The organism is Acinetobacter sp. IK31 (assembly GCF_035615195.1).
Taxonomy (GTDB): Bacteria; Pseudomonadota; Gammaproteobacteria; order Pseudomonadales; family Moraxellaceae; genus Acinetobacter; species Acinetobacter calcoaceticus_C.
Window position 1 is genome coordinate 476,945 of the sequence record NZ_JANBOB010000002.1, and the last position, 23,484, is coordinate 500,428.

At 37.7% G+C, this 23,484-nt stretch carries 21 protein-coding genes; 8 read left to right on the forward strand and 13 right to left on the reverse strand.

All coding sequences use genetic code 11. The annotated features are described in order from the left end of the window. The first annotated feature begins 140 nt into the window (after window positions 1–140). The 5 genes from MSG66_RS03095 to MSG66_RS03115 all read left to right on the forward strand — a co-directional run bounded on the left by MSG66_RS03095 (window position 141) and on the right by MSG66_RS03115 (window position 4,847). Entirely contained in the window at window positions 141–983 is an 843-nt protein-coding gene (locus tag MSG66_RS03095) for a phytanoyl-CoA dioxygenase family protein (RefSeq protein WP_324652163.1), read from the forward strand. Window positions 984–1,007: 24 nt separating this feature from the next. Beyond that, entirely contained in the window at window positions 1,008–1,415 is a 408-nt protein-coding gene (locus MSG66_RS03100; RefSeq protein ID WP_324652166.1) for a RidA family protein, read from the forward strand. Between the two features lie 146 nt (window positions 1,416–1,561). Further along, a complete protein-coding gene (locus MSG66_RS03105) occupies window positions 1,562–2,956 on the forward strand; it encodes an MFS transporter (RefSeq protein ID WP_324652168.1) in 1,395 nt (464 codons plus the stop codon). A gap of 96 nt (window positions 2,957–3,052) precedes the next feature. Beyond that, the gene (locus tag MSG66_RS03110) at window positions 3,053–3,772 is read left to right on the forward strand and encodes a TorF family putative porin (RefSeq protein WP_324652170.1); all 720 of its coding nucleotides are present in this window, start codon (window positions 3,053–3,055) and stop codon (window positions 3,770–3,772) included. 100 nt (window positions 3,773–3,872) lie between these two features. Further along, entirely contained in the window at window positions 3,873–4,847 is a 975-nt protein-coding gene (locus tag MSG66_RS03115; RefSeq protein ID WP_324652172.1) for a hypothetical protein, read from the forward strand. 56 nt (window positions 4,848–4,903) lie between these two features. On the opposite strand, the gene MSG66_RS03120 is transcribed toward MSG66_RS03115, so the two are convergent. From MSG66_RS03120 to MSG66_RS03155, 8 genes are all read right to left on the reverse strand, one after another. Beyond that, window positions 4,904–6,088 (reverse strand): acetyl-CoA C-acyltransferase, encoded by a 1,185-nt coding sequence (locus MSG66_RS03120; protein WP_324652174.1) that lies wholly within the window; start codon window positions 6,086–6,088, stop codon window positions 4,904–4,906. Window positions 6,089–6,394: 306 nt separating this feature from the next. Further along, window positions 6,395–8,218: an acyl-CoA dehydrogenase gene (locus MSG66_RS03125; RefSeq protein ID WP_324652176.1), complete on the reverse strand. Its 1,824-nt coding sequence runs from the start codon at window positions 8,216–8,218 to the stop codon at window positions 6,395–6,397. Window positions 8,219–8,230: 12 nt separating this feature from the next. Next, entirely contained in the window at window positions 8,231–8,707 is a 477-nt protein-coding gene (locus MSG66_RS03130) for a MaoC family dehydratase (RefSeq protein ID WP_324652178.1), read from the reverse strand. A 1-nt stretch (window position 8,708) separates the two neighbouring features. After that, the gene (locus MSG66_RS03135) at window positions 8,709–9,617 is read right to left on the reverse strand and encodes an SDR family NAD(P)-dependent oxidoreductase (RefSeq protein ID WP_324652180.1); all 909 of its coding nucleotides are present in this window, start codon (window positions 9,615–9,617) and stop codon (window positions 8,709–8,711) included. A gap of 106 nt (window positions 9,618–9,723) precedes the next feature. Then, entirely contained in the window at window positions 9,724–10,488 is a 765-nt protein-coding gene (locus MSG66_RS03140) for an SDR family oxidoreductase (RefSeq protein ID WP_324652182.1), read from the reverse strand. A 93-nt stretch (window positions 10,489–10,581) separates the two neighbouring features. Beyond that, the gene (locus tag MSG66_RS03145) at window positions 10,582–11,274 is read right to left on the reverse strand and encodes a histidine phosphatase family protein (RefSeq protein WP_324652184.1); all 693 of its coding nucleotides are present in this window, start codon (window positions 11,272–11,274) and stop codon (window positions 10,582–10,584) included. 15 nt (window positions 11,275–11,289) lie between these two features. Then, entirely contained in the window at window positions 11,290–12,351 is a 1,062-nt protein-coding gene (locus MSG66_RS03150; protein ID WP_324652186.1) for a phosphotransferase family protein, read from the reverse strand. Then, window positions 12,351–13,613, reverse strand: coding sequence for an acyl-CoA dehydrogenase family protein (locus MSG66_RS03155; protein ID WP_324652187.1), 1,263 nt, complete (start codon window positions 13,611–13,613; stop codon window positions 12,351–12,353). Before MSG66_RS03155 ends, MSG66_RS03150 begins: the two co-directional genes overlap by 1 nt. An 83-nt stretch (window positions 13,614–13,696) precedes the next feature. Between MSG66_RS03155 and MSG66_RS03160 the strand changes: the two genes are divergently transcribed. The 3 genes from MSG66_RS03160 (at window position 13,697) to MSG66_RS03170 (ending at window position 17,317) form a co-directional block, all read left to right on the forward strand. Further along, window positions 13,697–14,653 (forward strand): LysR family transcriptional regulator, encoded by a 957-nt coding sequence (locus MSG66_RS03160; RefSeq protein WP_324652189.1) that lies wholly within the window; start codon window positions 13,697–13,699, stop codon window positions 14,651–14,653. Between the two features lie 116 nt (window positions 14,654–14,769). Continuing rightward, window positions 14,770–16,386, forward strand: a complete 1,617-nt coding sequence (locus MSG66_RS03165; protein ID WP_324652191.1) for an AMP-binding protein — start codon at window positions 14,770–14,772, stop codon at window positions 16,384–16,386. A 76-nt stretch (window positions 16,387–16,462) separates the two neighbouring features. Next, complete coding sequence (locus tag MSG66_RS03170) at window positions 16,463–17,317, forward strand: acyl-CoA thioesterase (RefSeq protein ID WP_324652193.1); 855 nt, start codon at window positions 16,463–16,465, stop codon at window positions 17,315–17,317. Window positions 17,318–17,412: 95 nt separating this feature from the next. Here MSG66_RS03170 and MSG66_RS03175 read toward each other — a convergent pair whose 3' ends face one another. The 5 genes from MSG66_RS03175 to MSG66_RS03195 all read right to left on the reverse strand — a co-directional run bounded on the left by MSG66_RS03175 (window position 17,413) and on the right by MSG66_RS03195 (window position 23,466). Continuing rightward, a complete protein-coding gene (locus MSG66_RS03175; RefSeq protein WP_324652195.1) occupies window positions 17,413–18,744 on the reverse strand; it encodes an FAD-binding oxidoreductase in 1,332 nt (443 codons plus the stop codon). A gap of 331 nt (window positions 18,745–19,075) precedes the next feature. Next, window positions 19,076–20,335 carry an OmpP1/FadL family transporter gene (locus tag MSG66_RS03180; protein WP_324652197.1) on the reverse strand — a complete coding sequence of 420 codons (1,260 nt, stop codon included), beginning with the start codon at window positions 20,333–20,335 and terminating at the stop codon, window positions 19,076–19,078. A 96-nt stretch (window positions 20,336–20,431) separates the two neighbouring features. Continuing rightward, on the reverse strand, window positions 20,432–21,121 hold the full coding sequence (locus MSG66_RS03185) for a DUF4386 domain-containing protein (RefSeq protein ID WP_324652199.1): 690 nt from the start codon (window positions 21,119–21,121) through the stop codon (window positions 20,432–20,434). Next, window positions 21,108–22,478: an FAD-binding oxidoreductase gene (locus MSG66_RS03190; protein ID WP_324652201.1), complete on the reverse strand. Its 1,371-nt coding sequence runs from the start codon at window positions 22,476–22,478 to the stop codon at window positions 21,108–21,110. Before MSG66_RS03190 ends, MSG66_RS03185 begins: the two co-directional genes overlap by 14 nt. 382 nt (window positions 22,479–22,860) lie before the next feature. Next, window positions 22,861–23,466, reverse strand: a complete 606-nt coding sequence (locus tag MSG66_RS03195) for a TetR/AcrR family transcriptional regulator (protein ID WP_263031796.1) — start codon at window positions 23,464–23,466, stop codon at window positions 22,861–22,863. Window positions 23,467–23,484: the final 18 nt, after the last annotated feature.

The window sequence follows — 23,484 nt, forward strand, 5'->3', positions numbered from 1 at the left end:
CGTCGCATTGGAAAAAGTAAAATCTTAATTTCCTATAAATGAAAATTTCCAAAGATTTTAATTATTTTTCAATAAGTTAATTCTTTTATAGTTATTAATTACAATCTTTTGTGTGAACATGGATATTAAAGGAAAATTTTATGGAACTTAAGCCAACACCAGAACAAATTGAAGCATTTCGAAATGACGGCGCATTTCTTTTTAAGAACTGTCTTACAAAGGAACAGTTAGAAGCATGTTATGAAGCTTTTAAATGGAATGTAGCAAATCCAGGTCCATTTAATTTTCGTGCTTTAGAAGGAACTAAATTACAAACACATATTGATAATGCAAACCCTATGGCTAAAGAGAAATTAGACGCACTTGTTAAGTCTCTCCCTTTTGGCAAAATCTTTCAGGAATTATGGGGGTCAGAGCATGTATGGTATTACGCAGAAGAAGTATTCGCTAAAGAAGGTGGAAAAAGTGGTCGTGGACCATGGCATCAAGATAGCTCTGTTATGCCATTTACTGGAAAACATTGGGGCAATGCATGGATTTCTTTCCAATCTGTTCCAAAGAAAAACTCTCTAGAAATTATTCGTGGTTCGCGTAATGGTATTCAATACGACGGCGCAAGTTTTAGTAATGCAGATGACCCAACTGATCCGGTTTACGATGATGGAACTTTGCCTCGATTACCCCACATCGATAAAGACCTAGAGCAAGATCCTAACTCATGGGATGTTTTATCTTGGGCAGTTGAGCCGGGTGATGTTCTTTTCCTTCATCCACACTCTCTTCATGGTGGAGCTGGAGTAGATGAAGACTTCCCAACTCGCCATACTTTTGTATTCCGTTTCTTTGGCGATGACGCAAGATTCCGTTGTTTACCTGAAACAAATGAACGTTATGCACGTAATGGCGCACTCTTTAGAGAAGAAATGGCCAAACTCAATGATGGAGATTTATTCCGTTCGCCAATTTTTCAGCAAATTGCATAATTAGAAATAAAGGACGACATTATTATGGAAAAACAACTCATCAATCCGGGTGTTCGTAAACAACGTTACTACGATGAACTGCACTTTTCGTCAGCAACACGTGTTGGGGATATGGTTTGGGTATCTGGCTGTGTGGGAGCAAACGTTGAAACAGGTGTGATTGGCACCACCATGGAAGAACAAGCTCAACAAGCTTTCGAAAATGTTAAAGAAGTACTCGAAGCCGCTGGCGCTACCATGGCAGACATTGTTGAAATTATGACATTCCATACCGACCAACGCGGAGAAATAGCTGAGTTTATCTCTGTAAAAGATAAATATTTACCAGATAACTATCCTGCATGGACAGGTGTAGGCGTTTCTCAGCTAGCCCGCCCTGAGTTTAAAATCGAAATCCGTGTTATTGCCGTTGTAGGATGTGGGGCAAAATAACACTCAACTACAAAGCTAATTTTTTAAGGAAAGACCAAATATTCAAAGCTATCTTTTTGCATATTAATAATATGCAAAAAGGTTTAGCTGTACTCAAATTTTAATTTGGTCTTAAAAAAATAAAAATTTAACAGGAAGTTAAATATATGGGCAATTCTGAACCTTCTATCAATTTAAGCTCATCCGCTGACTTAATCGCGCGTATGGATCGGCTACCAGTAATGAAAGTACATTATTTTTGGGCAGCGTTACTTGCCGTAAATCTAATGTTGGAATACTACGACAACGCAATTTTTGCGTATGCCGCACCGATTATTAAATCGCATACAAATTATAGTACCGAACAAATTGGAACTATTTCCAGCATGTTTTTTGTAGGGATGATTATCGGGGCACTCCTAGGAGGTAGACTCTCAGATAAATTTGGACGTAGATCAGTTATTTTCTGGGCGACTCTCCTTTATTCTGTAGGCTCTCTCTTTACTGCGCTTTCTACAAACTATGAAATGATGTTAGTCTCAAGAGTTATCACAGGAATTGGAGTCCAAGCGGCTACATCTGTACTTTTAGTCTATATCGCAGAAATGTTTCCAAGCCATACACGTGGTCGTTTTTTATCAATAGTTACTTTTGGTTTTGTTATCTCAGGTGTAGCAGCAGCTGCATTGGCACTATTTTATTTACCGAATAGTGGCAAGGATGCTTGGCGTCACCTATTTTATGTAGGTAGCGTGGGTTTATTAATTGCGCCTATCATTCGTTTTGGGTTGCCTGAATCTATTCGATGGTATATTTCTAAAAACAAATATAAACAAGCAGAAGACTTAGTTTTCAAACTTGAGCAAAAAGCTATTTCAAGTAATCAAATATTGAAAACGCCTGAAGTCATTGTTATAGAAAACTCTCAAGAAGCAACATTTTCAGAACTATTAAAAAATAAAGCAGTATTATTCACAATTGCGATTGTTGGCATAGGTTATTTTGGCTCAACTTTAGCATATTACCTATTCGGGAACTGGGGCATTTACTCTTTAGTCTACGGACTGAAATACAGTGAAGATAAAGCCTATTATATTTTCTTTATGTGGAACGTCATTTATTGCGTAACTCCTTTCATTGCTATGATTGTATTAGATCGTTTTGAACGTAAATCAATGATTTTAGCAATGTCTGCATTAGCTGCATTACCTCTTATCGCATTAGGGATCTCTACGACTAGTTGGATATTAATCGCTGCGGGCGGTCTTACTTCAATTCTCACAGGCATGGTGATTAATGGATACTACACTTATATTCCAGAAACCATACCCACTAAGCTACGAGCACTTGGAAGTGGAATCATTATTTCATTAGGTCGCTTTGGCGGTGCTGTCTCTGGTGTGTTAGGCGCATGGCTCTTTACAACGGCTGGAATTCAAGGCGTTATGTTTACAGCCGCAGCGATTTATATTCTATTTGCTCTTCCCGTTATTTTCTTTGGTCCACTCACAACGAACCGCACTCTTGAAACAGTTAGTCGTCAAGGATTAGGCGATAAATAAAACCCACTCGTAATTAAATCAGTTAGAAATCTTGCGATTTTTTCATCGTGAGCTGGATTAACTCAGTCTAATTTCATGATATTTAAGGAAAAAATCATGTCAAAGAAAATTCTACCATTTGTTGTTTTAAGCTGTATTGCAAACTCAACCTTAGTTCAAGCAGTTGAAATTAATAAAGATTTGAATTTAAATTTTACTGCCACAGCAATGTCTGAATATCGTCGCTCAGGTTTTGATTTGAGTGATGGTAAACCAGTCGTGCAAGGTCTTGTATCACTTGCCCACAAATCGGGCTGGGATATTTCTGCACAGGTTTCAAACTATGATGTAACCGTTACACCAGCAAAATATGAAATCGCCTATACCGTTGGTTATTTTCATCCTTTTACTGAAAAAGTTTATGTGTATTCATCTATCGGCCAGACAGTCTTACCAAATTGGGCTGATGGTAATGTCACAGAATGGTTTATTAGCGCGAATGCATATGGAGCTTTCTTTAATTATTACTATGATTGGGGGAAATATTCAGATGCTCAATACCGTTATATTGGCTATAAATATAATTTCCCAAAAAATGTATGGCTCGATATGCGTTATGGTTATAACGATTTAGGCATGCAATTGATCAATGAAGATGGGGATATCCGACATAATTACAGTACGCGTAAAGTTGAATTAGGGAAAAAATATAACGGAATTGACTATACCTTAACTTACGTCGATACAGACTTAACGAACTCTGAATGTACACAAATCATGGCTTTCGGAGACAAATGCTCAGCCACTGTAGTATTTGGTATTAAAAAGACTTTTTAACTCAAGAAATGGCAAGTTTTCTATTCATAAGAAAGCTTCCCATTTTTTATATTCAGAATTTAATTTTACTGTTTAAACACTGAAATTAAGAGGATTTCTTATGATACAAGCAAAACGGATAGGTATTTATGGCACAGGTAAAGCAGCCTCTCAAATTATCAAAGCCTTAGAAAATAGCCCGCATAGTCTTACGGCTGCAATTGCTTTTTTAAAAGAACAAGATGGTGAAGATATAGGCACATTAACTGGCGGTAAGCCATTAGGTATTAAAGCAACGCTTGATCTTGAAAGTTCAATTAATTCTAAAGAATTTAATGTTTTGCTTTATGCAGGCTTAGGTGGCGAGACATTATATAAAACTATGATTTTATGTGCGAATGCTGGAGTTGATTTAATCCACGCATGCTTTGCTCATCCTAAACTCAGACTCTCTCCAGAGTTATATAGACAAATACAAGATAAAGCTTTAGTGACCGGATCTCGTATTGTTGGAACAGGTATGTTACCGGGATTCTGGTTAGATGTTGTTCCTGCTCTATTTACGAGTGCCTTACCCGCTCCTGTTTCTGTAATTGGAGAATCATGCGCAGATATAACCACGTGGGGGTATGGTGTATTAGCAAATGAGATCGGTGTAGGTCATCCACCTGAACCAGATTCGGTTGGACCTATTGGGGGCATACTGCAAGAATCTGCGTTAATGATTGCTGAAGTATTAGGGTTAGATGTTATGCCTGAACGTAGTGGAGGTTTTGTAATATCGGACATCGCAACAGAAGTAATTGGTATTCCGGTTAATGTAGGTGATCGTATTGGTTTTGATGAAACTGCCAGTGTTGTTTCTGAGGGTAAAGAGCGAATAAAGTTAGGATGGAAAGGTCTTCCAGCAAATTACCATGGTTTCAAATCCTCTTTAACCATTACTGTTATCGGTGGAGATGGTTCTCAAATTAAAATTGATACTACCCGTCCTGTTGATCCTTACCCGGGAACAGCAGCCCGTTTTATCCATGCGATCCATGGCATTCAAGCACTAGCTGGTGGGCTACATACTCCTGTAGAAATGACTATTTAATAAAATTGTTTTATAAAAAAGCAGTCAAAATAGACTGCTTTTTTATTCTTTGGACATCAGGCGATTTCAAATAATCCCGCAGCGCCCATACCACCACCAATACACATTGAAACTACGACATATTTCACACCACGTCGTTTACCTTCAAGCAATGCGTGTCCAACCAGTCGAGATCCTGTCATCCCATATGGATGGCCTATTGAAATACTTCCACCATTCACATTGTATTTGTTTGGATCAATTCCTAAATGATCACGACAATATAAAACTTGGCACGCAAATGCCTCATTGAGTTCCCATAATCCAATATCATCTACTGAAAGACTATGTTGTTTAAGCAATTTTGGAATCGCATAGACTGGTCCAATACCCATTTCTTCAGGTGCATTTCCAACGACCGTCATCCCACGATAAATACCTAAAGGTTCAATACCCAATTGTTCTACTAGTTTTCCGTTCATGACGACACATGCACTTGCACCATCCGATAATTGACTCGCATTGCCGGCAGTGATTACACCACCTTCAATCACAGGAGCCAAACTACTTAATGATTCCAATGTTGTGCTCGGACGATTTCCTTCATCTTGACTCAAAGTTATCTCTTTAAGTGAGGCTACTCCTGTAGCTTTATCAGTCACCACCATCTGAGTGGTAATGGGTACAATTTCATTATTAAAAATTCCAGCGGCTTGTGCTCGTGCTGTTCTCAGTTGAGACTCTAATGAATATTGATCTTGAAGTTCTCTGGAAATTCCATATTTTCGTGATACAAATTCTGCTGTTTCTAGCATTGGCATATACGCTGTTGGATGGGCAGCTAAAACATTAGGATCCATTTCTGCTTTAACCCACTCCATGTATCGATTTTGCACAGCAGAAATGTTTTCTTGACCACCCGCAATTACAGTTTGCATGCCATCATACATAATCTGTTTTGCCGCCGTAGCGATCGCCATTAAACCAGATGCGCATTGACGATCGATGGTCTGAGCACCAATTACTGCTGGCAATCCAGCCGCGAACAAACCATGTCTTGCGACGTTATTCCCAGCAGTGCCAGCATTTAAAACAGAACCAATAACAGCATCTTCAATACGATCTGGTTCAATACCTGCTCGTTCCACCGCATGTTTAATGGCATGTCCTAACATTGTAGGCGAATGAGTCGCATTAAAAGCGCCTCGATATGCTTTACCAATCGGTGTACGAGCTGTTGAAACAATTACTGCATCAATCATGGGTCTTCCTTGTACTTGTAAAAATGAAATAAATAAAAATATTGCAATGGAATTAGGGAGTGATGATATTTAGCCGCACATCAGTAGTTCTAAACATATAGGTCTTTTATAAACTTTAGGCAAAGCAAATCCATTGCCTCGTTTTATGACGAAACTTATAGGTTTACGAACTCCAAGATTAATTAGAAATAGGAAGATTTATGGGATCAATTATGACTTCATTATCTAGAATGGGCTTCGATTAGAAGTCATATTGTATTCTCAAAAAACACATCACTTATATATAGCTAAAAGGTCAATGCATCCCTAAAACCATTGCTCAGGCATATTCAGAGGAGTTGTTTCCACTGGATCCAGCACTGCCAACCAACTGGATATTTTTGGCATTTCCCAGCCAAAAAAGTAATCACAAGCTGCGAGTTTTCCATTTAAGAAATCGCTGTTTGATGATGTCTCGATAGTTTTATGAATTGTTATGGCTTGATCTAACCATAACCAACCTACAACTAAATGACCAAATGCCTCTAAGTAGTTTGCGGCATTGGCTAATTGCACTTCTAAATCTTCTAGACTGTGCAAACTTTTAGTCACTCGAAGAATTTCTTTCCATGCCTGATCCAATTTATTCGCATGGCTCTGTAATTTATCTATTAGTAGAGCTTGCTTAATTGTTTCAGAAATCTTCTCATCCAACAGCTTTACAGATAGCCCATCATTTATTCGAGTTTTTCGACCCAATAAATCTAGAGCCTGAATCCCAAAGGTTCCTTCATGAATTGGGTTAAGTCGATTATCTCTATAGAACTGTTCTACATTATATTCACGGGTATAACCGTATCCGCCATGAACCTGAATGGCTAAATCGTTTGCTACAAGCCCCCACTGAGAAGACCAACTTTTTACCACAGGCGTTAATAAGTCTAGTAATGCATTAATATTCTGGCGTTCTCTCTCGTCTTCAACAGAATGGATATCATCTACAAGACGTGCTGCATATAAACATAAAGCTAAAGCGCCTGAAGCATATGATTTTTGCGCTAATAACATTCGACGAACATCGGCATGCTGAATAATTGGAACTTGAGGTGAGTTTACATTACGGTCAGCTCGTGGACGACTCTGCAATCGGGTTTTAGCGTAATCAAGAGCATGTAAATACCCTGTATACCCTAACGCAGCTGCCGTCAAACCCACCGAGATGCGTGCTTCATTCATCATATGAAACATGTAGGCTAAGCCCTTCCCAGGTTCACCAATTATCTCGCCTAATGCTCCCGCTTCGCCCTCAGGTTTAAAACGGCCTTCTCCAAAGTTTAATACACAATTTACTGTGCCCCGATTACCCATCTTATGGTTGATACCAGCGAGCACAACATCATTACGTTCACTCGGTTTGCCATTTTCATCCAGTACTTTACGTGGAACTGCAAATAATGAAATTCCTTGTACTCCTGATGGTATTTGACCGTTTTCATTTGGTATTTTAGCTAAAACCAAATGTAATATATTTTCGGATATATCGTGATCCCCGCCAGAGATCCACATTTTATTACCGAATAAGCGATATCTACCATCACCCGTCGGGACTGCACGTGTACGGATATCAGCTAGACTAGAACCTGCTTGAGGTTCAGATAAACACATTGTTCCAAAACAATTTCCTTCAGCCATTGCATTTACATAAGGAGAAACTTTGTCCTGTTCCCCATGAGCGATCAAAAGGTTCGCATTTGCAATTGTTAAAAATGCATAACCCGCCGTGCCCGTATTTGCAGCTAAAAGATATGCCATCCCTGCTCGCTCAACCGTACTAGGCAGGCTCATTCCGTTCCATTCAGGAGGAAATGCAGCACTCATTAACCCAGCATCAGAAAAAGCACGCAAAGCAACTCCCACTTCAGGATTTACTGTGACTTTCTCACCATCAAAAGAAGGCTCATTACTATCATTCTTCTTATTATGAGGAGCAAATAGATCTTTAGCTAAACTTTCATAAACATTTAAAACTGACGTATAGTCAAAACGATCCTGACCAGAAAAATGTGGGCGCTGATTTAGCGATTCAATATTCAACCAATCAAATAACAAAAAATCTAGATCATTACGAGAGAGAATAAGTTCATCTGTCATGATATATACCTACTATAAATTTAGAAGTGAGAGCCATTCAGCAACAAGGGCTGGTTTCGTTTCATCTTCGATTTCAATAGTCACTTCAAGCGTCATTTGATAACGTCCGACAGCTTTTTCTGTAAGCGCTTTTAATAAAAAATGCCCTCGTACTCGTTTTCCACTATGTACAGGATTAAGAAAGCGTACGCTATTCATGCCATAGTTTATGGAACTCGTTAATTCTTTAATGGGAGGCATCGCATCTGCCGCCATAGCAGATAACAAAGATAATGTCAGAAATCCATGGGCAATCGTGCCGCCAAATGGACTTTGACTTGCAGCTTGCTCATCTACATGAATGTATTGCCAATCTCGAGTCACATCGGCAAAGGCATTAATAGAAGCCTGATCAATCGTAATCCAATCAGAAACACCAATCATTTGACCTTGTAAATCAAAAAGCTGTGCAATTGAAAGTGGAGTTTTATGTGTTAGGACATCAACCATTTTATTCTCCCACTTGTAAGCCAGCTTTGTTCAATTCGAGGTTCCCTTGAGCAAAACCCGTTGCAGGAATAAATTCACCGTTACGATCAGAAACTTCTGATAGTTTTGTGGCCAATGTATGGCATGTGTCGTCACCAGTTCCGATATGAATGCCTTGTGTCATCGTGATATGCGCTGCTTCAAAGCTTCCTGCACCTGCACATAAAATCATTCGAGTTGGCGCATCTTCACTAGCAAGTACTGCAACCGCAGGACTTACCGCACTCGGAGCAAGCGCTTTTAGAGATGCTTCAGGTAATAAACCCTCTAACATACGTGTTGCAGCGGTTGGGGCAAGACAATTGACCCGTACATTGTGTTTCTCACCTTCAAGTGACAAAGTTTGCATTAAACCCACTAATGCCATTTTTGCAGCACTATAATTAGACTGACCAAAATTTCCATATAAGCCTGATGAAGAAGTTGTCATTACAATACGGCCATACTTTTGCTCACGCATAATGTCCCATACCGCTTTAGTACAATTCACGGCGCCCATTAAATGCACTTCTACCACCGTACGGAAATCATCTAAAGACATTTTGGTAAAGGTTTTATCACGTAGAATTCCGGCATTATTAATTAAAATATCTACTCGTCCCCAGCGCTCAATCGTTTCTTTTACCATTGCGTCTACTTGAGCAGCGTCAGTAACTGATGCGCCGTTTGCAAATGCTTCTCCACCGGCACTTACAATTTCATCAACAACTGACTGAGCCGCATTTGTTGATCCGCCATTTCCATTGACATCACTTCCTAAATCGTTCACTACTACTTTTGCACCGAGACGAGCTAATAACAAAGCATGTTCTCTTCCTAAACCTGCACCAGCACCCGTCACAATTGCCACTCGATTTTTTAAATCAATCATTTTTTAATCCATTAATATAATTATCAGGAATATCAAGACACTTTAGCCTTGCTACCTAAGCTATGAGTAGTAACTATATGTATTAAAAATATAGTTACTCGTCGTTTTAAATCGTTAATCCACCATCAACGACAATACATTCGCCATTGGTATAGCTAGAGGCATCTGAAACGAGATATAAAACTGTTCCCGCCATTTCACGTGGTTCAGCATGACGGCGTAACGGAATTTCAGCCATTAATTTCTCATATAATTCAGGGTCACTGAACAATGCACTTGCAAATTTGGTCTTAGTAAAACCAGGAACCAAAGCATTCACTCTGATACCAAACGGGCCACATTCTTTTGCAAAAGTTTTGGTCATATTGATGACAGCAGCTTTCGTAATTGAATAGATGCCTTGCTTATCGCCGGGCTGTAAACCATTTACTGATGCAGTATTTACAATTGCACCGCCACCTTGTGACTTCATCAATTTCCCTGCCTCAATAGACATGAAGAAATAACCACGAATATTCACTTCTACCGTTTTGTTGTAGGCTGCTAAATCTGTGTCTAAAACATGACCAAAATATGGATTTGCTGCTGCATTATTTACAAGAATATCTAAGCGGCCATGTTTATTACGAATATGTTCAAAAATAGAAGTTATGTCTTCCATTTTTCCAACATGACATGCAAAGGCTTCAGCCTTTCCACCCAAGGCAATAATTTCTTCTGCAACAGTTTTACAGTCTTCAATTTTTCGGCTTGAAACGATGACATAAGCACCTTGTTCTGCTAATAACTTAGCAATTTCTTCACCAATGCCTCGACTAGCTCCAGTCACCAGCGCTATTTTTCCTGTTAAATCAAAAAGATTCGTAGCCATGCTTTTATACTCCTATTTCCCTTTTCTTTTATGTGTCCTAATAAAATTTTCTATTCTTAGAAAACATAAACCTTTATATTTCAGTTAAGTAAATTAATGCCAAGTTAATAAATTTACACCATATTCACGGAAATGCTGGTGCTCGTTTAGACTTAAAATACTATGGCGTTTACTGTCACTTAGAATTTGTGTGATACCGCAATTCACCATTGACCAATTCATTTCAAAAGTAGCTTTATCAGTTAATCCCAACAGAGATTGTATAATTACGGAAATCACGCCACCTGAACTGAAAACAACAACATTTTTTCCTTTTGAACTATTCACAATATCTGTAAAGGCATTGACACATCTATTCTGAAACTCTTTCCATGTTTCACTATAGTCAGCATCATATTCGCCACTTTGCCAGCGGCTTACAGCCTCACCAAACATGACTCCCATGGTTTTTGTAGGATGAGATGAGCTTTTAATTACTTCTAGAATTTCAGCTTTAGTTGGATATTTTTTCTTATCCAAATTTAATAAAACTTGTTCATGATCAAACTCATTTAATCCTTCATGCGGTATAGCAATGAGAGATGAATGCATTTCTGCCAAACAATGTTGGGCTGTTTCTTGATGCCTCACCATTTCTCCTCTCCACGCACTGTCGAAAGATTTAGCCTGATCATCAAAAACTTTACCTAAAACTCTAGCTTGTTCGGCACCTTTTACAGAGAGTTGGTCATAATTAGCAGTTCCCCACGACGCCTGTCCATGCCTTACGAAAGTAATCAAAGCCATTTTATCTCCTTATTTTCACTTAGCCTGCCAAGTCAGTTGTAAACAACGCGCAAACATAGCTTCCACAAAAACTCCAAAATCTTTAAAAGCCGGGTTCTGTGTTTCCTTGTGGTAATAGCGATAATAAATTTGCTGAACAATCGCTGCTAAACGGAATAATCCAAAAACCTCATAAAAGTTCCAGTTATCTGTCTGTAGACCTGTTTTCTGCAAATAATATTTAACGACTTCCTTGCGACTAAACATTCCTTTTAAATGTGTTGGTTGGCGTCTTGTCGATTTCAACAAAACGCTATCATCTTCTTGTATCCAATATGCGAGTGCACACCCTAAATCCATTAATGGATCTCCTAAGGTTGCCATTTCCCAATCCAATACGCCAATGAGACGAGTCGGATCTTCAGGATCTAAAATGACGTTATCAAACCGCCAGTCATTATGAATCACACATGTTTTAACATCTTGAGGTATATGGTTTAGTAGCCACGTTCGTATAGCTTCAAAACTCGGTACATCTGGTGTTTTCGCTTTTTCATAACGCTTAATCCAGCCTTCGACCTGTCTACGACAATAGCCATCACCTTTACCTAAATCTTCTAAATCTGTGCCTTGATAAGGCACCTTATGAAGTGCGATTAAGGCATCAATCGTGTTCATGCACAACTGATTAACTTTTTTAGGTGTGAAATTTAAATCTTCTGGCAAGTCAGCTCGAGGAATCACACCTTCAATCCGATCCATGACATAAAAATCACAACCAATAACACTCTCATCAGTACATAACGCAACCATATCTGGAACTAACGGGTATAAAGGCTTAAGCGCTTTCTGAACTTTATATTCACGATTCATATCATGTGCAGATTTTGCCTTCGTTCCAGCTGGAGGGCGCCGTAAAATTAAATCTCGATTATCGTAACGAATACGATATGTCCAATTTGAAGCCCCACCTGAGTACTGGGTAACTTGCGGCGTACCATTTAGAACAATTCCCTGTTCCTTCAACCACTGGTCAACCGCTTTAATATCCAGTTCCTCACCTCGGCGGACAGCTCCTCCCACATCAATGATACTCATTACGCGATTTTTCCTTTTAATGGCTGAGTCGTGCGGCCATAACCACGTTTTTTAAGCTCGATTTTTGTAATTACTCGCTTGTGTACTTCATCAGGACCATCAGCCAATCGTAAAGTACGGGCAGCACCAAAGAAGCGTGCTAAAGGTGTATCGTTGGCTACGCCCATTCCACCATACATCTGAATTGCCATATCCATGACTTGCTGCATGACATTTGGTGCAATGACTTTAATGGCAGAGATTTCTGTCATGGCTGCTGTATTCCCAACAGTATCCATTTTCCATGCAGCATAAAGAGTCATTAAGCGTGCTTGAGCAATAGCAATTCGTGCATCCGCTACTTTCTCTTTATTTCCACCTAACTCTAAGATGGGTTGACCAAATGCAATTCGACTCATGCCTCGATCAATCATTAACTCTAGAGCGCGTTCTGCCGCGCCTACACATCGCATGCAATGATGAATTCGTCCTGGCCCTAAACGTCCTTGAGCAATTGCAAATCCTTCACCCGGACCACCAATAAAATTCTCAATGGGCACACGAACATTTGTGAAACTTACTTCTCCATGACCATGGGGCGCATCGATATCACCAAAAATCGGTAACATTCTTTCAATTTTTACCCCTGGTGTATTGATAGGTACAAGAACCATAGAGTGCTGTTCATGTCTTCCTTTTTGTGAATCAGGAGTGTGAGCCATGAAAATTAAAAGTTTCGCATTTGGATCACCTAAACCTGATGACCACCATTTACGACCGTTTAAAACAATTTCATTGCCATCCACAATAGCTGTAGCTTGCATATTGGTTGCATCACTTGAAGCAACCTCTGGCTCAGTCATACAAAATACAGAGCGGATATCACCATTTAATAAAGGTTCTAACCATTGCTTTTTTTGTGCCTCACTACCGTAACGCCACAGAACTTCCATATTTCCTGTATCTGGCGCGCTACAATTGAAAACCATTGGTGCTAAAAAGCTACGTCCAGTTTGTTCTGCAATATGTGCATATTCTTGAATACTCAATCCAGCCCCAAGCTTTTCATCTGGTAAAAACATATTCCATAAACCAACTGCTTTTGCTTTTGCTTTTAAAGTTTGTAAAGCTTTAGGCCATTTCCACGTTGTCCAATCTTCCGGATCACAAGTCCGATGTACCTCTTTCCAGAAGTCATCTTCAATTGGAACAATTTCATTTTCCATAAATTGTTTAGTTTTTTCTAAGTACGCCTTACCTTTTGCGCTAAGTTCAAAATCCATTATCTTTAACTCTGTTTCTTGGTATTTGCCAAGCGTACATAAGTTTGTATAATGAATAAAATGAATTAATTTTATAGTAAATCATGCACAAAGATAATGAAAAAGTAGCATCGCTAGCTCGAATTGATCTAAATTTATTTCGAGTCTTCGCAACAATTTATAAAGAGAAAAACTTAACACGTGCTAGCGAACAGCTATTTCTTAGCCAACCTGCTGTAAGTCATGCGCTTGCTAGATTACGTGATCACTTCAATGATCCTTTGTTTATTAGAGATGGACATGGGGTAATGCCTTCTCAAGTTGCAAAACGTATTTGGCCAAACATTGAACAATCCCTTGCTTTACTAAATGAGGCTATTCAAAGTACATTAGATTTTCAACCAGAAAGGGACTTAACGAAAATCACGATTGCAATGAATGATGAGTTTGAACCCATCTTACTTCCTCTAATCATTCAACATTTTTCAAACTTTAATGATGAATTAAAAATAAATAGTGTACGTATTGATCGTAAAAATTTACGTCAAGAACTTGCATCCGGAAGAATTGATTTTGCAATCGATGTTACTCATTCAATTGAAGAAGGCATTGCTCAACAAACTTGTATGAAAGATAAATTTGTTATTATGTGCCATGAAAAACATCCCATCCTAAAATTAGGCTTAAATATAGAAAATTATTTAAAAACGGAACATATTACAGTTTCAGCTCGACCTACAGGAAGGGTCTTTGAAGACTTTATATTGTCAAAGCAAGGATTAAAAAGATCAATTAAACTCAGATGCCAACAGTACCAAACAGCGATAAGTATGCTTACGCAATCAAACTATTTGCTTACCATTTCCTATTGCCAAGCACTGTATCTTAAAAAAAATCATCCTGAGATTAAAATCCATCCTCTTCCTGTGAACATTGAAGGATATGAAATGAATTTATATTGGGATGAAGAAAAAACAAACGAGCAAGAAACTTCATGGTGTAAGACTCAATTACTTGAAGTGATGAATAACTTACAAGCAAGTTTGAGTGAGAAGAAGTAATTATTGCACCCTAAAACGATTCGTTTGATGCATAATTTAATATCTATCTTATTCATTTTATTCATTCTATAAAAAGCATTAAGCTCATTTAATTTCATGGAAGACGGAAATTAAAAATGAGTAAAGTTTGGCAAAAAACATATATTGAAGCTGGTATCCCTGATGAGATCAGCTTGCCTCCAATTAGTAGCTCAATGATTGATATTTTTGAACGAAACAGCAAAGCATTTACGGATAAAACTGCCTACATTTTTAGAGATGAAAAATTAAGCTATAAACAAGTTGATCACTTATCTTTGAAGTTTGCTGGTTTTTTACAATCACTTGGACTAAAAAAAGGTTCTCGTGTTGCTGTAATGCTACCAAACATTTTGCAGTACCCTATTTCAGTGATGGGTATTCTTCGAGCAGGATTAATTTTAGTAAATGTAAACCCTTTATATACGCCAAGAGAGCTCGAGCATCAATTAAAAGACTCAGGTGCTGAAGCTATTATTGTTCTTGATAGTTTGAAAAATGTTTTTCAGCAAATTGCTTCTAACACTGCGGTTAAACATTTAATCGTAACAAGTATAAATGAATCTTTAGTTGAACCATTTGCACAAACGAACAATGATGAGTTCATCTTATTTAGTTCGGCTTTAGCATCTCCTTTATCAGCGTACACTAAACCTGAACTCACTTTAAATGACACAGCTGTTTTACAGTACACAGGTGGTACAACGGGGGTTTCCAAAGGCGCTGAATTGACTCATCTCAATCTGGTGGCAAATCTATTACAGAATAACGCTATTTTTGGGCCTATCTTGTTAGGTGGAAAACAAGAACAGCAAAATATGATTTGTGCTTTACCCCTTTACCATATTTTTGCATTTCAGCTTTCCATGGTGTCTCAATATGTTGGATTTGCGTGTGTCTTAATTTTAAACCCAAGAGATACCCCAAGCCTAATAAATGAAATGGTTAAGCACCCTCCTGTGCTATTCCCTTCAGTCAATACGCTTACAAATGCATTAGTGAATCATGAAGATATTCATAAAGTTGATTTTAGTCATATAAAATTAGCAACGAGTGGTGGAATGGCAACATTACCTACAACAGCGGAAGCTTGGTATGAGTTAACCAAGAAACCGTTACTTGAAGGTTATGGCTTATCTGAAACTTCTCCTGTAGTTTCTGTTAATCCTCCAAATATTAAGGTTTTTACTGGAAAAATTGGTATTCCACTGCCTTCCACCGAAATTGCGATTATTGATGATAATGGACAGGAAGTTCCATTAAACCAAGAAGGTGAAATTGCAGTTAGAGGCCCTCAAGTCATGAAAGGCTATTGGAATCGTCCTGAAGAAACAGCCCAAGTGATGACACACGATGGATACTTCCGTACCGGTGATATTGGGGTAATGGATTCAGCTGGTTTCGTTAAAATCGTCGATCGTAAAAAAGATATGATTCTGGTATCAGGTTTTAATGTTTATCCAAATGAAATTGAAGAAGTCGTTAGTAGACATCCAAAAGTTCTAGAAGCAGCTGCCATAGGAGTTATAGATGAAAAAAGCGGTGAAGTACCAAAATTATTCATTGTAAAAAAAGATATTAACTTAACCGAAAATGAAATTTTTGAATTTATCTCAGATAAACTAACAGGTTATAAGCAACCAAAATATATAGAGTTTTTAGGTGAATTACCCAAATCTAATGTTGGCAAAATTTTACGTAAAGAACTGAGATAATAAGTTAATAGGTATATGGAGAGGCATATATTTCATAAATATGCCTCTTTATCTGTAAAATAATAGAGCAAAAATAATGGATAATCTTACTCAGGAATTAATTACTCTATTAGATGTGAAACAAATTGATAGTTTGCTCTTTCAGGCAAATTGTACGCAGATATTTGGTTCTCACTTATTTGGTGGCCAACTTTTAGGTCAATCTTTAGTTGCAGCAGCAAAAACAACTAATCGTCCAGCGCATTCACTTCATGCCTACTTTCTTAAAGCTGGGGTAACTGATGCACCGATTTTATATCAAGTCATAAAGTTACAAGATGGCTCTACATTTAGCCGAAGAGAAGTAAAAGCTCTACAAAATGGACAATTAATTTTTACAGCTTTGATTTCTTTTGCACATCCTGAGCAAGGACCAGAGTTTCAAACTTCACCTCCAAACTATCAATCTCCTGAACTACTACAATCAGAGATCGATCATAAACATGCAATTGTAGAAAAAATCCCTGAGCACTTTAGATCTGAATTTTTAAATCCTTTTCAAATTGAAATTAAGCCGGTTAAATTCTTTAATCCTCTTAATTCAACAAAGTCTTCTTCCTATGCGGAATATTTCAAAACATATAGTAAATTACCAACTAAAAAAGACTCAATTATTTTATCTCAAGCCATTACTGCCTATTACTCAGATTATAACTTGCTATCCGTTTCATTACTAAAAAATGGCTTTAGCTATTTAACAAAAGGTATTAAGGCTACAAGCCTAGACCATGCCATTTATTTTCATCATCATTTTGAAATTGATGAATGGTCTCTTTATGACTTAAATACGACTGTCAGCTCTGAAGCAAGAAGTCTAAACTATGGAAAAATCTGGCAAAATGAAAAATTAGTATGCAGTACAGTACAAGAATGTTTAATAAGAAAAATTTAAATTAGTTATAAACTTATCCTGAATAAATAAGCAGATTTGATTTAAAAAGTAAGGTTAAAAACCATGTTTTAAACCTTACTAAAATATAATTCTATTTATAGACCTTTGACTTTTTGATTAACTTTTTCATCAAGTCTACTTGCTGCATACAATGCGCTGTTTAATACACACCAACGAAATGGTTCTGGTAGTGTTGATGGACTTTTATGAGATATCAAAAAAGAAAGTAGCGGATTTTCGTCTTTCTTTTGGATCTTTTGAGCAATCATATGCCCAACCATTCCTTGCGTACCTAACCCATGTCCAGAACAGCCTGTCGCATAATAAATATTACTGCTAGAACCCAAAGTTCCTACGACTGGAATCGAATCATTCGCATAGCTAATATAACCGCTCCAACAACTTTTAATGGAAATATCTTTTAAGAATGGAAAACGTTCATTTAAAGCATTTTTTAAAGCTCTATAGTGAACATAATCCGGCTTATTGGGTGTATTTGATCCATAGATATAACGTAATTGCTTAGTTGTACAGACCAACGTATTTCTTGCAGTCAAACGATGACTTTCCATAATATGGTGAGATGTAGTTATGCCTTCACGGCCTTGCCATCCGAGTGCATCTAATTGTGCTTGAGAAAGAGGTCCTGTTTCTATCGCTGATACGCGCAAAGGCACTATTGTGCTAGCGAGCACACCCATTTTAGGGGTAAACGCATTACTCGCAAATATTAAATTTGGAGCATTTACGCTTCCATTAGGAGTCTTAACATTAATAACGGCCCCCTCTGTAAAAGAAATTAGAGGTGTATTTTCATATAGCTTTACACCAGCTTGTATGGCTGCTTCCCTCAACCCTAAAATATATTTACCGGGGTTAAGCGTTCCTCCTCTAGGAATATAGCTACCAAATAAAAAGGCTGAAGGAATACCTTTAGCGCGCATTTTAGAATTGTTCCAAAACTCAAGTGAACACCCTAATTCTGCGGCAATTCTAATTTCTTCATGGATTTGCTTTTCTTGAGATGGGTGTATCCCTGCTCTAATTAGGCCAGACTGGTTATAGTCACATTGAATATTATATTCTTGAAACATTTTTTCGGCGAAGTTAACACCTTCTTCATAAAAATTAACAACATTCTTTGCCGATTTATTTCCTAACTTCTTTAAAAAAAGTTCATATTTTAAGCCTAAGGCTCCTCCTAAATACCCTGCGTTACGTCCACTTGCTCCAAAACCTGCAAATTCTTTTTCCAGTACAACAACCTTGGAACCATCTTTAACAAGTTCTAAAGCAGCACATAATCCTGCTAAGCCAGCCCCAATAATTACGACATCGGCAGAAATATCACCTCTAAGCTCTGCTTGAATGTTCTTCGGCTTTTCTTCCCACCCACCAATTTCTCGAAATTTGTCTTCCAGACCCATAGCCTAATATTCCTTTATAAACACATAAGGTTTAAAACCAAAACTTAAAATCTATGTAAGAAATTAAAAAATAGTTCACACCTGTTCTATAATTTAAAACTATAGTCCATCTCGGCACTTAATTTAAATGAATTTAACTAATGTTTTGATATAAATGTAATTTATAGTAGAAATATTCAATATAGAATGACTTCTTAAAATGAATTTAGATAATAAGATAGAGATACTAAAAATAATAATCTGAAATATTTTATAAATACACTTTAATATTATTAATTTTAATATTAAAACTAATAAATGGAGTAGTTAAAATCAACTACCCCATTTAAATTTAAAACCGATATCCAAATTTCAAACCATACGCGATTGCATGATTATCTTTAAAATCTGCCTGTTCCGCGAAGGACTTGATTCCTTCTATTGGCAAGTAATAAGTTCCATCTTCAGTTTTAGTATCTCCTAACCAATAGTATTTCACACCACCCGCTATAAAATAGTTCTTAGCTGGATTAAATTGAATACCTAAACCAAGCGACCATGAGCCTTTTATTGGTCCCATAGTTGATGCAGGATCTCCTGTGCCTGAATCCCAACTTACATCTGTTGAAGCAGCCCATTTTTCTGTAAATTGCCGCGCAATTCCCAATGTTGCACTATATTGATCTTTTTGATAAGAATCGAGCTTAAAACCTTGGGTATATTCACCCCCAGTAGCTTCTTTCATTATAATTTCAGATAGAGCTCCATATTGTGGAGGACGAGTTTCAAACTCCTTCCAATTAACCCATCTTAAATTCATATAAACAAGAGATTGTTCAGAAATACCTGTTTGAAAATCAATATTTAATGATGCAGGAGTCTCTAATTTGGTTTTCTCATTTTCAACAAGGTGTAATGGTTGACCATAAATATCTTCATCTACTTGAAATTTATATTTGATTTTGGACCGATAGGTTACCGCTGCTTTTAATGCAAGATCGGGTAATTGATAACTCCCTCCTAGCAACCAACCTACTTCACCTTCTTCCTTAAACTTAGCATTATAGCCATTAAAAGCCTGAGTATAGGCATTGCCTCTAAGACCTAGGTTAGCCTTTACTGTTTGATAAACTGGTCCACCATAAATCTGAAAATGCTCAACGGGCGAGTAACCAAGGATCATACTTAAATTTTGAGTATCAGCTTTTACGAATGTACCTTCATGACTAACATCATTATCAAAGTAACTGTTATTAGAACGTGCTGGATATTTGATATCAGCACTAAAAGGCTGATCGTATAGCACACCAAATCTTAAACGATCTGTGAGTTGTAACTTTAGAGCGGCTGTATAAAATTGCGTACTTTCTGCAATATCGCCGGTATCACGACTTTGATTATCTCGTACAAGATCGGCTCTATCGTTGACTATGCCAGAAACAGATGAATCAACTGCAAAAAAATTTGCTTCTGCATAATTCCCATTTTCAAGAAATGGCAAGATAGATTGGCCCGATTGTTCAAGTGCCGAAGCATGACTGATATTGCTAACAAATACACCAAGCATGCTTAATACAATCGGATTTGTCTTTTTAGTTAGTATCTCATTCATATCTATATCCTTTTTCGTTATTATTCCCAAAATCCTTAGAATATTTTTTTATTTTTAGAGCCATATTTCACAATATGGCTCTAAAACTTTTTACATCTATTTTCGTAGTAAACTCATCCCAAAAAGCCCTAACCAAAGCACTTGTACTGGCAATAAGAACAGCTCAAGGAGTAAGGCCGCTTTAGGAAAGCCTGAGAAAAGAAGCGCAGCAAATCCCAAATATCCCAACCCAACCAAAACTAATGGGAAACCTAATGCGGATTTGTTTTTTCTCAGAAGTAGTCCATTGACTATTGCCCAAAAACCTATTGTTGGCCCTTCCATTGGCCATAAACCATTTTGAGAGCCTTGCGAAATGGTGGCCCATACAGTGCCCGCTGCCTGTTTAGCCATTTCATTTCCCGACATATATGTTTCAGCAAGTGGTCCTAACACAGAGGCCTGTAAAACAGCCCCAGCTATGCCTAACATGGTTGAAATGACAAGGAATAAAATAGCGATATCGGACAACAACCCTCCTGAAGAGCGCAACTTTCGCCACAGATATACGCCCACAGCTAGAAAAGGAAGATAAAATCCAAAACAATCAGAAATCATTGAAGTTCTGAAAAGTGCTTGATCCGTTGCTGACAGCGTTAATGCAAATTCAGGTTTAAATATTTGGTGCAAATCAAAACCTGTGACTGCAAGGAAACAAAGTAAACAGGTGGCTGCCATTACTGTACCAATTAATGCAACCCACGCTGTAAATACGTGTCCATCATCATATTGTTTAATCGAGTCCAAGACGTCTTCTCCTAGAAAGTGCTGATACTCTTTCATATTCAAAATAAGTACGTAGAGCAGCAATGAGACCTGGAATTAATGGGAAACGTTTAAATTTGGCATGTCCTTTTTCTCCATTAGCAACAAACCAATGCTCGGTAAGCTCTGTTTTACGCTGCAATGCAAGATCAGCTAAAATTCGGCCATAATTTTGCGACATCATGACACCCGCACCACTGTACCCATAGGCATAAGAAATACGACCATTATGGAGTGTGCCCACTTGGGACCTTACGTTAAAAGGAATAGAACAAGCTCCACTCCAACGTTGAGCAATTTTTAATTTCTGAAATGCAGGAAATATCTTTTTATACATTCGCTCAGCTGCATCATAAAATTGCATTTTCTGAGCTTCATCCATTGAGCGACCTTCACCCACATAGATATCACATAAGTTAAATTGCAATCTTCCATCTACAGTCGTTCTACAGGTTGGAGGACAATAGGTTGTTTTGTCATAAAACTGCCCCTGTTTCCATCCAAGCGCTTTCCAATCTTCATCAGTTAAGGGTTCAGTAATTAACTGATATACAAACATTGGAAGTTGTGCGCGTTTAAGACCCAATTCTGGTTGCAATAAATGGGTAAAACCATTTGTTCCCAATACAATATGTTTAGCTCTAACCTCACCCTCTGGGGTTTTGAGAATAAAGAACTTTTCCTTATCTTCTATATCCAGCACTGGCGTTTGCTCAAAAATTTGTGCGCCCGCAGCTTCAGCTATTCGTTTGAGTTCTCGAGAATGCTTTACAGGATTGACTTGCCCAGAGTGTGGCATTCGGCATCCACCAGAAAATGCATCGCTATTGAGGGCTTGGCTTACTGTAGCTCGATCCATATAGACACTGTCTTTTGAGCGAGGTTGATCGTGCCAATATTGAGTAAATTGCTCTAATCTTTTTTCATGGCCGCGAAGTGTCGTAAATGTCACACCGGGTAATTCAAAATCGCTATCCATATTTTCGCGTTTGATGAGGTCCTGTACATAGTCCAGACCATTCCATGCGAAATTTTGAAGCTCTGTTAATCTTTCTTTGCCATAAAGTACTTTTGCAGTAGTGGGATCAAGTACTGGAACTGGCACAACCCAACCAGAAGTACGGCCTGAGGCACCAAATGCCACACATTCGCCTTCAAGAACAGCCACTGATGCAGCAGAATCGGCTTTTTTTATATGATAGGCGGTAGATAATCCAGTAAACCCTCCTCCAATAATCACCACATCTACATCAATGCTACCTTTAAGAGGTAGTGATGGAATGTATTCGCCTGAGTGGGCTAACCAGAATGACTTATTTGCATGTGGAATATTATTCATCTAATGCTCCTTCCTTTGATATTCGATTTTGCTTAGCTCACATACGCAACACTTCAATTTTCCATCTTTCGAAAAGATAGAGATTCATTGCAAACCCCTCACATAATCTCTTCCCTGAGAAAATGTAATTTGTTCTTTAGCATTACGTAAAAACACTAGAGCTGGATATATATTGTTCTATTAATTACATAGTGTCAATGACATGGTGTAATTAATAGAACAAATTATGCTTAGCTTTGATTATTTTCAAAAAAAAGAGATTAGAAAAATTGATAGTGAAAAAATATTATATTTTTAATATCAAGTATATAAGTCTTTACATGAATTAAATAATGAATGAAAAATCCCTTTAAACATTCAAAATTTATCGTATATTTAAATTTTAATAAGTTCCATAAAGTGTAGAAAGCCAAATGTTATGCAACACCTGAACAACAACTTTTGGATCTGATTGGGTTGAGCGACCGAATGCTTCGGATAAATACCGTTCTTCTAACCATACAAGTGCCCGTGCGGTTTCTTCAACATTCATATCTCTAGTGATACGGCCAACCTCCTGTTCTTCATATATGTGTCGAGCTGTGGCAGTTATAAAATCCTGTATCAAAGTTCGATAAATTTGCTCAACTCTCGCATCCGCTACCGCAGCATCTGATAAAGCTCTTAAAACAGCACCATGTTTCTGATAAACATTGACGATTCCTTCTAATGCTTGAAGAGAATCTTCAGGAAAATTATTTCCCTTTAACCAATGATTGGCTAATGTAAATAACTCCTGACTAATGTCCTCTACAACGCGTAATGCTAAATCGTATTTATCACGAAAATGAACATAAAAGGCTGGACGCTTAAGCCCAGTAAGTTTCATAACCTCATCAACATTCAGTTCACGAAAAGGATGTTCACTTAAAAATTTTTCAGCAGCATTTAAAATTTCTCGCTCCGACTCTTTCGGATCGTGTTTGGGTCGTCTTCTTTGTGTAGTCATAAATATCGTTATCTTCGT